Source organism: Brucella sp. 22210, from assembly GCF_052045675.1.
Classification (GTDB): domain Bacteria; phylum Pseudomonadota; class Alphaproteobacteria; order Rhizobiales; family Rhizobiaceae; genus Brucella.
Genome location: NZ_JBQEPD010000052.1, coordinates 1 through 14,077 on the forward strand (window position 1 = coordinate 1; position 14,077 = coordinate 14,077).

Here is a 14,077-nt window from a genome sequence, read left to right on the forward strand (position 1 = left end):
GTGGCGCTGTGTTCAATGCCGACGAGCCCGCAAGCGCTCTGGCGCGATGTTTCAGTGCATGAATGGCTGGAAAACGGTTCGTAAAATAGGTCATTTCAAAAATCCCCTCATCGAAAACAAGGCGCGGGCTGTGATAGCGTATTTAATTCACAGCAGCGCATCGCACGTGGTTAATAGATACGAGATGAAAATCTCTTCGAGAAAATTTCTCGAAGTACGCTAACACAAGTAATTTATAGATTTCGCCAATACTTAAATGTCAAGAGACTTATTGAAATAGAGTAGATATGTTGCCTTAATAACACTATAAAAATAAATATATTAGAATATTAATATATTTATTTTTATTAATTCCTTGCCTCGAAAGCGCTGCCTTTGCTTTAATTGCACCGAAACCAACGGCATTACTTACACCGCATCCCGAGACATGAAACGCCGTCGCACGGAATCAATTCAATCGGCTCATTTCTGGTTCGGCTTGGGAGCCCTGACCTCACAATAATTGGTCTGGCACTAGTTGAATTTGGTATTTTATAGATAGTTTTGACAATTCATAACAGACCGTACACCTAAATGACCCTATCCGTACCAGCCCAAGGCCGCGGTGTTCGTGCGCCTATCTGCGTGACTCCACCTATGAACGGGACGTGTTACGGGCGCGGGGCAGTCTGGACGCCTTCGCCCGCGAGTGCGGCCGACAATCTGCAATTATTACGCCGAGAACGAACCCCGGGCGCGTTTGAACCGACGGAAGCTTTTCCGGCTGCTTGGTGACTGCCAGCAAGGGGACATTTTGGAAGATGTGGACCGGCTGTTCCGTCTGAAGGATGGCGACTGGCAAAAGCTGAAACATTGTTGCGCGGGCGTGAAATCAGGATCGTGGCCGTCAATGTGCCGACGGACTGACTGCACTTGTCACCCGCTCACAACGAGTTTGACGCCCGCATGTTTGGCGCGATCAACGATATGCTGCTGGATATGCTGGCAGCAATTGCCCGGCGGGATTACGAACAGCGCCCGCGAACGGCAGAAACAGGGTATTGCCACAGGGCGGCGGGAAAGTATCAGGGCCGTTCAGCAGGCGCGGCAGCGGGAAGATATTGAATCTCTGGTGCGGCGACAGTTCGCAGGCCGCAGGCTCAGCGATTGCGAGTATCGCATCACCATCAGCTATGAAACCGGGGGGATCTGAAAGAGCGGATCGACGGGCTGTTCAACGAAGTTTATCAACTGGCGGATCTGCGCAATGCACCGCCGAAGATGTAAGCATCAGGCATGAACTGACCGGCGTGTACTGGCGAGAATATGCTGGTGGCTGGGACGATTGATCAGTGGCGGAGATATTCGCGGTTCCAGATTCGGGGGTTCCTCGTCGTCCTGTCGCCGGCGCAATGCTGTGACAGGACGTGGTTTTCAGGATCGTTGAATGGCCGACAATCGACCGTCAGCGGCGGCGGATTGAATGTTCCTCGCAATTTCCTTGAGGAAAGCGGAGCTTACCGCGCCGATTGGCCGGGTGCCTTCAAAATCATATGCGTGGTCAAAATCGACACGGTTATATTCATCAAGAATGATCCAGCAAGGAAAAGCTAATCCGGCACGCTTGCATTCGATCTGGCTGAAAGCGAGGGCAATCCGGCTCTGGTCCGGCTGCTGTGACGTGATCGGAAACAGGAATAGCCGAGCGGGATTGTCGGGGGTACGAATGACGATACAAACGGGCCGCGCCTTTCGACCGGATTCCTCCCCGGCGACGGCTTGCCGCTTCCAGAGGTAAAAGAATCTGACGATCTGGCCGCGTTCAAGCATCATCGTCACTTTCATTCAGGATTACGTTCAGACCGTCCATTAGCTCCCGGTGGACATGGTCAGGCGCATCAAACAGGTTGTAAGCAGCGGCTTGCGGCTTCCCCAAAAGTCGACGGTAGGTATCCGCCGTAACGATAACCAGCTTTTCCTTGCCGCGTTTGGTGAGGGAAACCGGCTCAATAAGAGCCGTTTCCAATATCTCGCCAGACAGGCGATTCATGTCTGAAAAAGTGAATTGTTTCATAAGGGGCGCTCCTTCAATTATGTAATATACGTAATTCAGGTATTATATGCAAGAGATTGTTCCTTGAAAGAACGACCGTCCAGAGCCGCCAATATCTGTCCGTGCACGCCGACATATGGTATCGACAGCGCGTAAGCGCAAACAGTTCGCCCCACGTGGCGATGCCGCTTTGCTCTTCTTCTGAAAAAATGCAGAATGAAAACCACTTACTCGAACCTGATCCATCGGCGTAAAGCCGGCACGATCGCGCGCGACGAATTCCACATCTGGATGGCGCTTGAGCCATGCAGACACCGAGCCAGCATTACGATCTGGCAGGAAGTCGAGAACACAACCCCGCTCCAGATCGCAGATTATCGTGCCGTAGCGTGGCCCCTGGCCATGCCCAATCGTCGATTCCGATCGCCCGTGGCCGTTTCGCCGGTTCGAATTCTGCCGGCTTACGCACGCGCAAATGTGTGTCGCCGCTGATGGGCATGGCGAGCTTTCGGGCAAGCCGGGAGCCGGGCTCGCCCCCGACTGCAAATCCAATAGTCAATTGGCTTTCGCCGCATCTTGTTGTATGGCGCACCTTTGGACGAACAAACTCCGGTAGCCTTTCGGTGAATATCTGCCGCCCACATTGCGCATTACTGCAGCGTAAACGCCGGGCACGAAAACGGATATGAACAACCCGTCCATGCCACGACAGGTCTGCAATTCGCCGGATATATTGGCTATAGAGGCGATTGCTGCTGCCGCTGCAAACCGGGCAAGCCTAATTTTCGACGTCTGACTGGGCGACGAGCACTACCTTATTCCCTTCAGGCAGAAGCTGCTCAATTGAAACCGAAGGTGGAACCCGGGGAATTTGAAGTTGTTTGGATTGAAGCGGTTAGCGTGGACCGGTCTGAAGCATTCGACTGGTCGCCAATTTCATTCCAGAAATAGTCGCCGGTAAGTGCTATATGCGCCCAAGGCAGCGGTGCGCCCTGGAAGAGCAGTTCGTCTGGAATCTCGACGTACTGGCCGCGGACATATTCGACAAACAGCGCCGTGATCTCCTCGAGATTATCGAGGATCTCTACGAACGCCGGTAATTGAGGGAATACGATCTCAAGGGCTCCCGACGTATCGAGCTATTAGGGCATCAATTTGCTTGCCCGCAATCCCACGCCATTCGTTGACAATTTTGGGATCAATGTCGCCATCTGTCGTTCCAGCGAGCCGCGTGACGTATGCATCGAGCGATGTTCTTCCCTCACTTGCCTGAATTATCGCCTGATCAATTTCAGAAAAGAACGTCGCACCTTGAGTATAGAATAATGGATAGACCGACTGGTCGCCTCGATTGTATTCGGCGTTTAGCTTTTTCAAACCGTTTTCAACCGGTCGCAAAATATCAACGAAAGCATTCCAGACTTTGTTTTTCTCATCATCGCTTCGCTTGCTTCCCTTAACGATTTTCAATCCGTAGTATTCAGCCAACCCTTCTTCCAGCCACATAAAATGGCTTGCAGACGCTATGAACGACTGTCCGGCGCTCGCAGTGCTAAGCGCTCTGAGTTGGTGAAATTGTTCATGAGCAACCGTCATCAATAAAAATGCGTCGGCTTTGTCGGTATCACGAGGATAGTCGAATACGAGGCTTCTTGCAGCGCCGGATCCTGCAATCCCGTCGGGCCTGGGGTTTCCGGCCATAATTACAAGGAGCTCCCAGTCGAATGGTGTTGGCAACATGTTCTTAAACATGGCGCGAAGTTTTGAATAAGCCTCCACATGCATCGATATCATTCCGCGGCGCTTTGCCGTGTTCAAATCATCGCTGACATATCTTATGTGGACGTCGCCGACGGTTCGCTCCAATTCTTCAACATTTCCAACGACGTAAAACTCAGACATATCTTTGGTTGATGGTACATAGGATTTTATATCCTTGCGTCCGGATTGCTTGATCGTGATTTCGGACGCGCTTTCATCTCCTGGCTGTCGAAGCAATGCTTTCTGTTCCACGATCGACCACCAGTTTGAGAATGCAACACTGTGCCTGCCCATGAGGTTGCCGATCCCCTTGTCCGGCGCGGGTGAGAAATTGATCTCCCATTCGACACGTTGGCAATTGTCCGGGACGATCCATTCGTCGGGTGTTCTTTGCTCTAACATGATCGGACCACAGCGAGGATTTTTCACTTCCGAAGGCTGTGATCGTGTCTGCAAAAGATTGCCGTGCTGAGGGGAAATTTCCAGACTGAACACGACAGGACTGGAGGAATTTGGCATGAGCCTAACTGTATAGGCAGCATGAGCTTGTGACGTACAAAGCGTTGCCACGAACACAATCACTGTTTTTATAATTTGAAAACGGTGCAAATCTAACACTCCGCAAAGTTTGGATTTGCTGAATCTAATTTACAATTTTCGGCCCGACAAAACACAATATTTAGTTAGCTATCCAATCCCTGCCAATTGCTGGCGATGTGAAAAAGACTGGTTGGCCGCCTAAACGAGGGTACGTCAGATCACAACGACAGTTGAGAGTGCGGGACCAAATAGCAAACCTTTCCTTACAGGCTCTTTTTGCGCCCATTTAGGGATAATATAATCATCTTATGTGTCTCGGCGATGCTATAATGGCCTCATCGCCGATCCCGGCCAGGGCCGACAATGAAATGGGATATACCGGCACTTTTAGGGGATCGGGCGAAGACTTCAATCCCTTTACGCGACCGCGTGCAGCCAGCGCTATTACACTACGCCAAGGATCTGCAGCAGTTGTGGATACCTATATGGCCAGTGAATGAGAATTTCGGAATAAGCTGAAGCTTGGCGATGCAGGCTTTTATGAACAGAGGAGCGCAATCACGGGACCGGGAACTGTGTGATCTGAATCCCTTAAAAGGTTGCTGCCTCCGTAAGATGAAATCCGGGCTCAAGAGTGGATGGCCGGTTCAGCATCAAACAGGAAGCAACCTTAGAGCAGCTTATAGCCCGGGCGCCTCACGGAAAGATGCATTCGTCCCGGTGCGTGAAAGCGGCCGACGGGTGCGCTGCGGGAAATGCCCGCCTGACGCACTGGCATTTTGCCACTACACACCTACCACACCCGGGCGGAGTCCTGACCTGCTGTGATCAGGATGATATGCATCGTTATCAATGTAGGGCCAACCAATGTCTTGTAGAATTTCCTCAGGAAGCGATTCCAGAATGCGCAGATTTTGACGTTGGCGTCGTGCCTGGCGCCATTTTTCCCTTTGATGGTCAATTGATCTTGCCAATCGCGCTAACATCGTACCAAAGGCGTCTACAGACGGCGACCAGAATAGAAATAACAGTCTTTCCCGCATACTATACCTCTTTTAAAGGCGTTATAATTCCGAGAATTCCGGTAAGCCACAATAACAATTTAGTGGGCGCTAAATTCTGTCCGTACGAATCCGCCAGCACAATATGATAAAGGCCTAAGCAGGTCGGACAGAAGGGTAATGGCTGGTTGGAGATGCGGCCTCGCCCGTCCCTCGCGGGTGTCGAGATTAGGACCAACACGACGACGTGCCCCGCCGGCGCTCGAAGCTGTAAAAAGACATCGACAACTAACGGTTTTGGACATACTCTGCTATTCAATTCTGAGAATTATTTTTCTTCGCTTCCAACAGTTCCTTTAAAAGGAGTTTGAGCCGAGCGTTTTCTGCTTCCAGTTCCGCCAGTTCACTGTCTGTGACCAACCTGCTTATTTTAGGCTTGCGATCACGAAAGCGCTTTTGCAACGAGGCATGAGCAGCGGAGCGTTCGCCAGCCATCGTTGCAGATATTGTTGGTTCAAACTGCATCGCCGGATCCACAAGAGTTAAAGGCTCTTTGACCAGTACTGATGCTTGTGAGGGAGTTTCTGGCTCAATCCACTCATTTGGCTTAACGTCTGTTTCATCTGAGCGTTTCGTCGCAAACCTGATCGACAGTTTTGCGTGCGACGCAGCATCGGAATGCTTCAAGCTATCGCCGGATTTGCCTTCAACGTCACACGTTTCGTCCACCAGACTGTCGCGCTTATTTGACCGCCAGCTCTTAAACCCCGCAATCAGGCGCTCGCCCCATGATTTCATCGTCAGTTTATCCCCTGTTCCCACTAACGATGTCAAGAGATGCTGCCTGTTTCTTCCCGATAGCATAATAACCGAAGCGACGATAAACCGATCATGCCTTTATGACCAGACGTAAGAGCCCTGCAGATATTTAATAAGCCAGCAGACGAGCGTGCAGATTTGTAAAGACACTCCTGCTGACGCTCTCGCCTCCGTGGATTATTCCGGTCCATTTTGTAAACAATTGGAGCAAAGGCCCAACCGTTCCATGGCGAGGCTTTACAGGCTGCGCGATGCCGCGCATCCCGCGAAGGAAGGTTCGCCCTCACAGTATCAGTCAGGGTCACTTCCAGCAGCATCAAGCTATTTGTCGGTGGGCTGAAAAAGAAGGAGTAGATGCGCGCCCCTCATTTCCCTCGCTGTTCCAAGCGCTCAAGCATCAAGAGCAAGCTGCCATTCTCTGAATGCAGTTTTGCAGCCCATTCGCGCTTCAATGCTGCGTTTTCGGTTTCCAGAGACGACAACGCAACTCGAATATCGGGCTCAGCAATTGATCGACTTTCCGCTTTCTGTTTCCGCTGCCCCGATTTTTTTACAGGACTTCGGACAGGTGCTTTTTTCACCCTCACAATATCTTCTGCTCTCATCTCCGCCTGCGGCTTTGCTATATTGATCGGCATTCCTTCCGCCTCCGGGGGCACAACACCGGGCACCTGCGCTTCGAGCGATACTTCAGCATGCATCGCATCGACGGGTTCCGCCTGGGGAGCCGCTTTAACTACTTCCGCTGCCGCTTTGCCTGAAATCGGCTGAGCGGGATCAGAGGTTACAGGAGTCTCCGGCAAGATGAGTGTTGCATCCGCTTCCACTTCACGGGCGATTGATTTCAAATCGAGATTTCCCCACAAAGATGTGTTGCCCTTACGGGCGCGTCTGTTTTTATATTCTACGACAACAGTGCGGTTTGGATTTTTCATCCTTAAATGGCTTCCGATAAAATTGAAGATGATGCGCGGCCGGTTTTTCCTCTACGTAAAGATTTTGCTTCCGATTTTCAACATTCGAATACGTCCGTGTCTGTGCCATGCGCCAATCGAAGGTCCTATCCTGAGCGTGGCGTAAGTTGACAATAGCAACGCTCTCCACAAGATGATCAGTTTTGCTGCTGAGCGACTGATGATATTAGCAGTTGGCACTGCAAGTTTTCCTCTCGACCCTGATGGCGATACATTCCCCCGTGAACTCGTCGATGACGTTAAGCATGCGGATTTTCCGCCATGATGCATCCGATCCCCGACGAAGTTGCAGGACATACATGGTTTGGGTATTCCGCTCGAAGCGGGTACACGAACTGTCGTTCAGCCCTAGCCGACCACGTTTTGGTGCCCTGTGCGGCACTTTCAGTCTCTCCCGCCGCCAGATGTACTCGATACGCTTAACGTTCAGGAACCAGCCAGCCTGATGCAGCATCGCCGTTATGCGACGATGGCCATAGCGGCCCGACTTGCGAGCGAGTGCCATGATGTCGGTAGTCAACGCGTTCGTCGGGATCCTGGCTATCCTGCGCCGCGCCTGTCGATGCTGACCGAGGGCACGCCAGGCTCTCGGACACCTTCACTTCAGCGATGACGTTATCCACGCAGCGCGGCGGCGACCCGCAAGGATGCGCCACAAACTCGCGGATATTCCTCAGGGCGAAGTGGGCACGCACTGTTTAATCTACCTGCGGCGATGATTATTACCATTCGATCAAGGCAGAGAGAACCTGCCAACGATGCCGTGAGGCCTTGAGGTTTGACGGCATCGCTGTAGTTATATTTTATGCTTTGCCAGCTAAAGCAACAAAATCACAAAGCACCTAGTGCAAAACCAGAGGCCGATTTTATCGTTATTTTGTCAAAGCAGTAATGCGATCGAGCGCACTCCCGAAGCCTTTCAAGGAAATCTTGAAGGCAACCGGCTGGCTTGGACTCAAAGCCGTCGTGGTGACGTTCAAATTGGTACCCGCTTTGATCGCCGCGATCTGCTTGGCGTCAAAACTTACCGGCGCAAGGCATCCTTGTGGAAAGCAACTGGAAAAAGTGAGATTAGGTCCCACTGTATCATCAATCTTGACGCTCACGCCTTTGGCCAAATCAAGACCAAAAGGCAAGAGAATGACGCCTTCAACTTTCCCGCTCGCGCCATTACGCAGTTCAGCCGTCAAAACACGTTGACCATTTTGTGGGTTGCTTTGCTCCTGACGGATCGCACAGATAGGAACGTCCTTCTGCGTTTGACAAGAAACGGTCCAATCCTGATAGGTCTCTTGCAAGGTGCTCGCACCGCCAGGAAGAGAAGCCGCCAGGGCGGAAGTTCCGAAAACTACTGTCAGCATGCAAGCAACGCCGAGCGCGCGATGTTTTCTCATAAATTATTCTTTCTTAAAAAAACCAGAAATCCAGCCCCGAAATAGAAGGGGCCTAGCAAGTTTATTGAGCACAAATCGTCCGCATTTTCAACAGCTATTCGATAGAGAGGTACCTGATGCTCTGATCTGGGCCAGGACTGATAAAAGCTTTATACAAACGAGGCCTTTTAATTTATGGCAGCAAATAAACCGCTTACACTTCGTTGCTGATACCGTTACCTCACTCCCATGGAAGCTCCTGTTTTTTACCGCCCGACATTTCGCCATAGCTCTCACCAAGTCCCCACTCAAATTGCAGCCTTTCGATGCGGCGTGTCATTCTCCTGATGGATGGCATGAACATCCGTGCCTCTGACGATGCACTGGGGGCCTCACCGCCTTGCGTTCGACTGCTGTGACCGGGAAGCAATTGCTCGTGTGGCTACGACAGAAGGCATCAAGAGCGAAGATGTGCAGGATCTTGTCATCACGGCGGTAGAAAACCGCTTCGGGCGCATCAATATGCTGGCAGAGCCCATCCAGTGGCTTACCGACAATGGATCATGCTTCATTGCGAAAAACACCGCGGCCCTGCTCCAGGATATCGGCATGGAACAGTGCAGAACACCAGTGCGCGGCCCGCAGTCAAATGGAATGGCTGAGGCTTTCGTCAAAACATTCAAGCGCGATTATGTCCGGATAACCCGACGCCAAAATGCTCAAACCTGAAAATGTCCGGTTTTTAAGGGGCAACTCCACGGGAATATGTCCACCAACTAATTGGAGTAGAGGTGCGATCCCATTATTGGAATAATGCCCCTGTATTCAGATAAATAAAGGTCTTCAATGAACCGCGCTCTTTTCATATTCTCGCTGGCGCTTGTTTTTATTCCTGCCAGTGTCAGCGCCGCAGACACTTCTCCCTTTGAGCAATTGCGCACCCGCTTGATGAATGGAACACCTACGATATCAGTTATTGACTTCAATCAGTGCAAGCAAACCTCGGGAACAGCTCACGGAAATCTTAAATCTATGGGCGGTTTTCTAATCGACGCGTTTATGATTTTGCCAGAGCCCAATGCGACGATTGCGTATTCTTACCAACATTTTACAGTAGCGCCTGATGGCACCCCGGTTACAGAATTGGCACAGTATCGAATATTGGCAAACGGTACGGCCACAGCCAAATTCAACCGTCTTTCACCAACAACATTTAAACCGCTCATAGAACCATTTGTTTTTGAATGCAGCCTAGGGGCAGGCATACGTTTTGTGCCGGAGGCATCTTCTTCTAAAGGAGTTGATTGACAACGGATGTATCGTTGTATGGCAGCCGACCCTTTCAGCCAAAATTTGAAACGTCATCATCTGACCGAGCACGATAGCTTAATTGGAGAGAACCATGACCAATGACGATCAACAAATATCAGAACCCGCCAATCCTTCAAAAAATGATGACGGCATTGCACCGAAGCCAGAGCGCGTCTGGTGGAAGCCAGGTCGGTCAAAACTCGAGAGAGCCCTACCGATAGTGTGGATCATAGCCCTGTCCATGTCTATTGCCGGTTGGCTGGCTCTCGCTATGTTCCACGATTTAACAACTTTTATCGATGATGATGGCGTTTTGCATGAACCATTATTCGCTCTCATTCCGATCAGTTATTTCGTCTTGTTTATTGCTATCATCCTGGGAGTGACAGACATCGCAATGAGGTTGCTAAGGCTCATCATCAGGAATTGAGCATCCAGGCAACCATTATGGACAGATATTGCTGACAGATCGTTACGTGAAAACCTGAACCGCGAGGGTATGGAGCAGTCTTTGCTCAAACTTCAAGAGCCCTTCCAGGCGCAACCTGGCAGAAACGCAATTAAACCTGCGGGACCCTGATCCATCAAACCGACTACCCCCTCTTCATTAGACGATTAACATACCTTAAAAGGCTCCTGGAAATTTTCCTTTAAAAGATATATTGATTATCTCAATCAAATGTAATGAATACTATAAATTATTACTATTTATAGAAAACGAAATTACTAATTATAATATACTTACATCAAATTAAAATTCCTCTATACGTTTCTAAAACACATCCAATGATCGTATTTTTAGGAAAAAGACTAAAAATAATACAAGCCGCCAGTTAAATCTAGCTGAATTCATTCCAAAGCGTGGTGATCGATTGAGGAAAATCGCAAATCTATCCGCATTCCACAATGACAATTTACTTCCTTTGAACATAGGAAATGCGAGAAGAACGATATTTCTGACTGGTGTGTCGCTCTTGGTCTTATTAAGTGGTGCCCACACCGTGCGGTGCGCAGATTTGGTCATCGGTAACCAGGTTATGAATGCAGCCTCCGGCAGCTATGCTAATGTTATTATTGGAAATACAGGCAACGGGACGCTTCAATCTAATGATGGCGGAACTGTAACTCTTTCCATTTCTAATAAATTGACTTTTGGCGCACAGCCAAACAGTAGCGGCACGCTAACAGTCAGCAACGGCAGCAATCTCTCATTGCAGATGTCTTCGCTTGCCAACCAATCCATTTTAAGCGGCACGACTGGAACGATCAATGTTATGTCAGGCGGACAACTCTCCATCATTGGGACTGGCAGCTTTCGGGAGAACACAGCCGATCTGACTATAAACGTTGGTGGGCCAGGATCGCGATTCAACCTACAAAATCGCGGTGGCAATGGGCTTTTTGAAATGAGCGGTGCCGCATTGAACGTATCAAATGGAGCAATCGCCAATTTTGCAATGGCAACACTCCGTTTCAACGATATCGATATTATGGTCGATGATGCCAAAATGACAGCTGGGGCTATTCAAGTTAGCAGAGGCAGCACTTTTCAATTCAGTGGCGCCGCAACCCGTGTTGACCTCACGAGCATGGCGGATCCAGAATTTGGACGAACCGCTTCAACAATTGTGGTTAAAAAGGGGGCTAAACTTTTTGCGGACACCTTCGTTCAGAATTTCGCCTTGATCCATGTTTCGGAAAGTGGATTCCTGTCTGGAGGAATCCTTACTGTTCCTATAGGGGGAACAGCCCTTATAGACCAGGCTGCAACCGCTTCCCTTCAAAATAATGTCAATATCGGTGGCAGGTTGATCATCGATGGCCAAAGCAGTCAGTTGACAGCTTCTCTTCTTAATTTCAACGCAAATAATGCTTCCTTGACCGTTTCAAATGGTGGCGTCGCAAAGATTGGCAATGGTATCGGAGCAGCCGTTGTCGGCGACTTTAGCATAAATATTGGTTCGGCGACCGGCGATGTCGCCGTGGCTCCTGGGAGCATGGAACTTGAATTTACGCCCAATACCGATTTTGGAGACAATAAAGCCGTCCATCTTGTATTTAATCACACCGACCCCGCTTATCAATTCAGTTTGCCCTTAGCAGCCGTGGTCAGCGGAAAAAATACGAACCTGGACGTGAATGTCATTGCTGGTCGGACTATTTTTACAGCCGATAATACTTATAATCGGGGAACGAAGATAGGCCCAGATGGCATATTACAGCTCGGTAATGGCGACCGCACGGGATCGATCTTCGGAGATGTTACCAATGATGGAATTTTGGCATTTAATCGTACCGATCAATTTGATTTCATGGGCAAGATCTCAGGTTCTGGCAAGATTGAACAATTAGGAACCGGGACTTTACGATTAACGGCTGATAACAGTCTCTTTACTGGTATTACCTACGTCAATGACGGGATCCTTCTGGTCGATGGAGTCCTTGGCGGAACTGTCAAGGACGTCACCAGTGGCGGCCAAATTGGTGGCGGAGGTTTTATTAGAGGCGATCTTCAGGTTGGCGCAAGCGGCGGTTTGCTGGGGCGGGCCACTGAGATATTCACCATTGAGGGCAATCTGACACTAGCTGATAACAGCGTTACCAACGTAATTCTTGGTTTGCCAGGAAAACCCGGCCTGTTCAATATTGGCGGCAACCTCGTGCTCGATGGCACATTGAACGTCTCTCAATTGGACGCCGGCTTTGGCCCCGGCATCTACCGCATCTTTGACTATGCGGGCGCTCTCACGAACCAGGGCTTGATGATCGGCACGGTCGTTGGCGCAGATGCGTCCAGAATGGGAATACAAACAAATATCGACCATCAGGTTAATCTGGTTAGCTATGACGGCATCCCGTTAACCTTCTGGGATGGTAATGATATCGGTGCTCACAATAATAACCAAATTGACGGAGGGGATGAGGTTTGGACACATGCTCCAAATAGCAACTGGACCCATGAATCAGGGATTGTAAACGCTGGATGGACAAATGGCGCATTCGCGATATTTACAGGTAAAGGCGGAACGGTAACCGTTGATGTGAGTTCAGGTGAGATCGTTGCTGGCGGCATGCAATTTGCTGTCGATCATTATAACATAACCGGGGATGCAATCACTCTTGGCGGCGAGAATGAGCCGGTTATTCGTGTTCACGATCAGATATCGGCTGTGATCGAGTCGGAGTTACGGGGGGCAATGGGACTCAGAAAGACCGACTACGGAACGCTGATACTTGCCGGAGATAATAACTATACTGGCGGTACAACTGTTCAAGAAGGCACGTTGCAGCTCGGCAATGGCGGCACGCATGGCTCGGTTCAGGGTGACATTTTGCTGGCCAGGACGGAATTCGATATAGGGTCACTCGCCTTTGATCACTCGGACGCTTTTGATTTTTCCGGCAATATCACAGGTGAAGGGACTGTGTTTCAACGTGGCTCTGGCACAACCACTTTTTCGGGCAACAACACCTTCGCAGGAGGGCTTGTAGTCGAGCGAGGTGCGATTCGCGCCAATAGCAACAATGCCTTTGGCGGTGGCCGTTTGACGGTAGGTGCAGGAACAGTTGTTGATCTCAATGATATAAATCAAGCGCTGACATCGATTAATAATGGGGGCATTATCCAATTTGGCCAAAATGCAGGTACGACACTCCATGTATCGGGTAATTACCAGGCTGGTAATGGCGCACTTATCATGAATGCCGTCCTGGCCGGCGATGATGCCTCGTCTGATCGTCTGATCGTCGGTGGAGATACGTCCGGCACGACAGTGCTAAAACTGATCAATCGGGGCGGAACCGGAGCTTTGACCCGGCAAGGCATTCTTTTGGTTGAAATTAACGGCCAGTCACGGGGGGTATTTCAGCTGAATGGAGATTTCGTTACAGCTGATGGGCAGCCAGCTGTCATCGGCGGTGCCTATGCCTATACGCTGCATAAGGGCGGCAAATCCACGCCTGATGACGGCAACTGGTATCTGCGCAGTGAGGCCAACGAGAAGCCTGTTGAACCGGTGGATCCGGAAAATCCTGTAGACCCCGTAGATCCAAATCCTCCTGTTAATCCAGACAACCCGCATGATCCGGATTATCCTGTAGATCCAAACGATCCGGTTGACCCAAATAATCCCGTTAATCCACATCGTGCGATTGATCCGGATAATCCGGTCAACCCGGAATATCAGCCTGGTGTTCCAGTCTATCAAGGCGCTTTTGAAGCCATCAATAATCTGAACAAGGGTGGTTTCTCGTCCTTTGGCAGCC

At 50.2% G+C, this 14,077-nt stretch carries 10 protein-coding genes and 2 pseudogenes; 4 read left to right on the forward strand and 8 right to left on the reverse strand.

The features are described 5' to 3' along the window. Window positions 1–1,413: 1,413 nt before the first annotated feature. The 8 genes and pseudogenes from ACTJKP_RS24675 to ACTJKP_RS24710 all read right to left on the reverse strand — a co-directional run bounded on the left by ACTJKP_RS24675 (window position 1,414) and on the right by ACTJKP_RS24710 (window position 8,521). Window positions 1,414–1,812, reverse strand: coding sequence for a hypothetical protein (locus ACTJKP_RS24675; protein ID WP_440632553.1), 399 nt, complete (start codon window positions 1,810–1,812; stop codon window positions 1,414–1,416). After that, on the reverse strand, window positions 1,802–2,053 hold the full coding sequence (locus tag ACTJKP_RS24680) for a prevent-host-death protein (protein WP_440632554.1): 252 nt from the start codon (window positions 2,051–2,053) through the stop codon (window positions 1,802–1,804). The genes ACTJKP_RS24675 and ACTJKP_RS24680 overlap by 11 nt, the downstream gene beginning before the upstream one ends. Window positions 2,054–2,357: 304 nt before the next feature. Beyond that, complete coding sequence (locus tag ACTJKP_RS24685) at window positions 2,358–2,762, reverse strand: hypothetical protein (RefSeq protein WP_440632562.1); 405 nt, start codon at window positions 2,760–2,762, stop codon at window positions 2,358–2,360. A gap of 386 nt (window positions 2,763–3,148) precedes the next feature. Then, window positions 3,149–4,402: a hypothetical protein gene (locus ACTJKP_RS24690; protein ID WP_440632555.1), complete on the reverse strand. Its 1,254-nt coding sequence runs from the start codon at window positions 4,400–4,402 to the stop codon at window positions 3,149–3,151. Between the two features lie 1,247 nt (window positions 4,403–5,649). Beyond that, a complete protein-coding gene (locus tag ACTJKP_RS24695; protein WP_440632556.1) occupies window positions 5,650–6,132 on the reverse strand; it encodes a hypothetical protein in 483 nt (160 codons plus the stop codon). 386 nt (window positions 6,133–6,518) lie between these two features. Then, on the reverse strand, window positions 6,519–7,088 hold the full coding sequence (locus ACTJKP_RS24700) for a hypothetical protein (RefSeq protein WP_440632557.1): 570 nt from the start codon (window positions 7,086–7,088) through the stop codon (window positions 6,519–6,521). Window positions 7,089–7,314: 226 nt separating this feature from the next. After that, window positions 7,315–7,765 (reverse strand): annotated as a pseudogene (locus tag ACTJKP_RS24705) (IS3 family transposase); the annotation flags it as partial. Window positions 7,766–7,999: 234 nt separating this feature from the next. Next, entirely contained in the window at window positions 8,000–8,521 is a 522-nt protein-coding gene (locus tag ACTJKP_RS24710; protein ID WP_440632558.1) for an invasion associated locus B family protein, read from the reverse strand. 381 nt (window positions 8,522–8,902) lie between these two features. Between ACTJKP_RS24710 and ACTJKP_RS24715 the strand changes: the two are divergent. From ACTJKP_RS24715 to ACTJKP_RS24730, 4 genes and pseudogenes are all read left to right on the forward strand, one after another. Continuing rightward, window positions 8,903–9,226, forward strand: a pseudogene (locus ACTJKP_RS24715) (DDE-type integrase/transposase/recombinase); the annotation flags it as partial. A 120-nt stretch (window positions 9,227–9,346) separates the two neighbouring features. Next, window positions 9,347–9,808 (forward strand): VirK family protein, encoded by a 462-nt coding sequence (locus ACTJKP_RS24720; RefSeq protein ID WP_440632559.1) that lies wholly within the window; start codon window positions 9,347–9,349, stop codon window positions 9,806–9,808. Between the two features lie 94 nt (window positions 9,809–9,902). Beyond that, window positions 9,903–10,241 (forward strand): DUF3955 domain-containing protein, encoded by a 339-nt coding sequence (locus ACTJKP_RS24725; protein WP_440632560.1) that lies wholly within the window; start codon window positions 9,903–9,905, stop codon window positions 10,239–10,241. 442 nt (window positions 10,242–10,683) lie between these two features. Continuing rightward, window positions 10,684–14,077 (forward strand): autotransporter outer membrane beta-barrel domain-containing protein (locus tag ACTJKP_RS24730; protein ID WP_440632561.1); only part of this gene is annotated, 3,394 nt, incomplete at its 3' end.

What these genes read in the sequence shown, in the direction of transcription:
- ACTJKP_RS24675 (WP_440632553.1), bottom strand. Translation starts at nt 1,812, where the DNA reads ATGATGCTTGAACGCGGCCAGATCGTCAGATTCTTTTACCTCTGGAAG.
- ACTJKP_RS24680 (WP_440632554.1), bottom strand. Translation starts at nt 2,053, where the DNA reads ATGAAACAATTCACTTTTTCAGACATGAATCGCCTGTCTGGCGAGATA.
- ACTJKP_RS24695 (WP_440632556.1), bottom strand. Translation starts at nt 6,132, where the DNA reads ATGAAATCATGGGGCGAGCGCCTGATTGCGGGGTTTAAGAGCTGGCGG.
- ACTJKP_RS24700 (WP_440632557.1), bottom strand. Translation starts at nt 7,088, where the DNA reads ATGAAAAATCCAAACCGCACTGTTGTCGTAGAATATAAAAACAGACGC.
- ACTJKP_RS24710 (WP_440632558.1), bottom strand. Translation starts at nt 8,521, where the DNA reads ATGAGAAAACATCGCGCGCTCGGCGTTGCTTGCATGCTGACAGTAGTT.
- ACTJKP_RS24720 (WP_440632559.1), top strand. Translation starts at nt 9,347, where the DNA reads ATGAACCGCGCTCTTTTCATATTCTCGCTGGCGCTTGTTTTTATTCCT.
- ACTJKP_RS24725 (WP_440632560.1), top strand. Translation starts at nt 9,903, where the DNA reads ATGACCAATGACGATCAACAAATATCAGAACCCGCCAATCCTTCAAAA.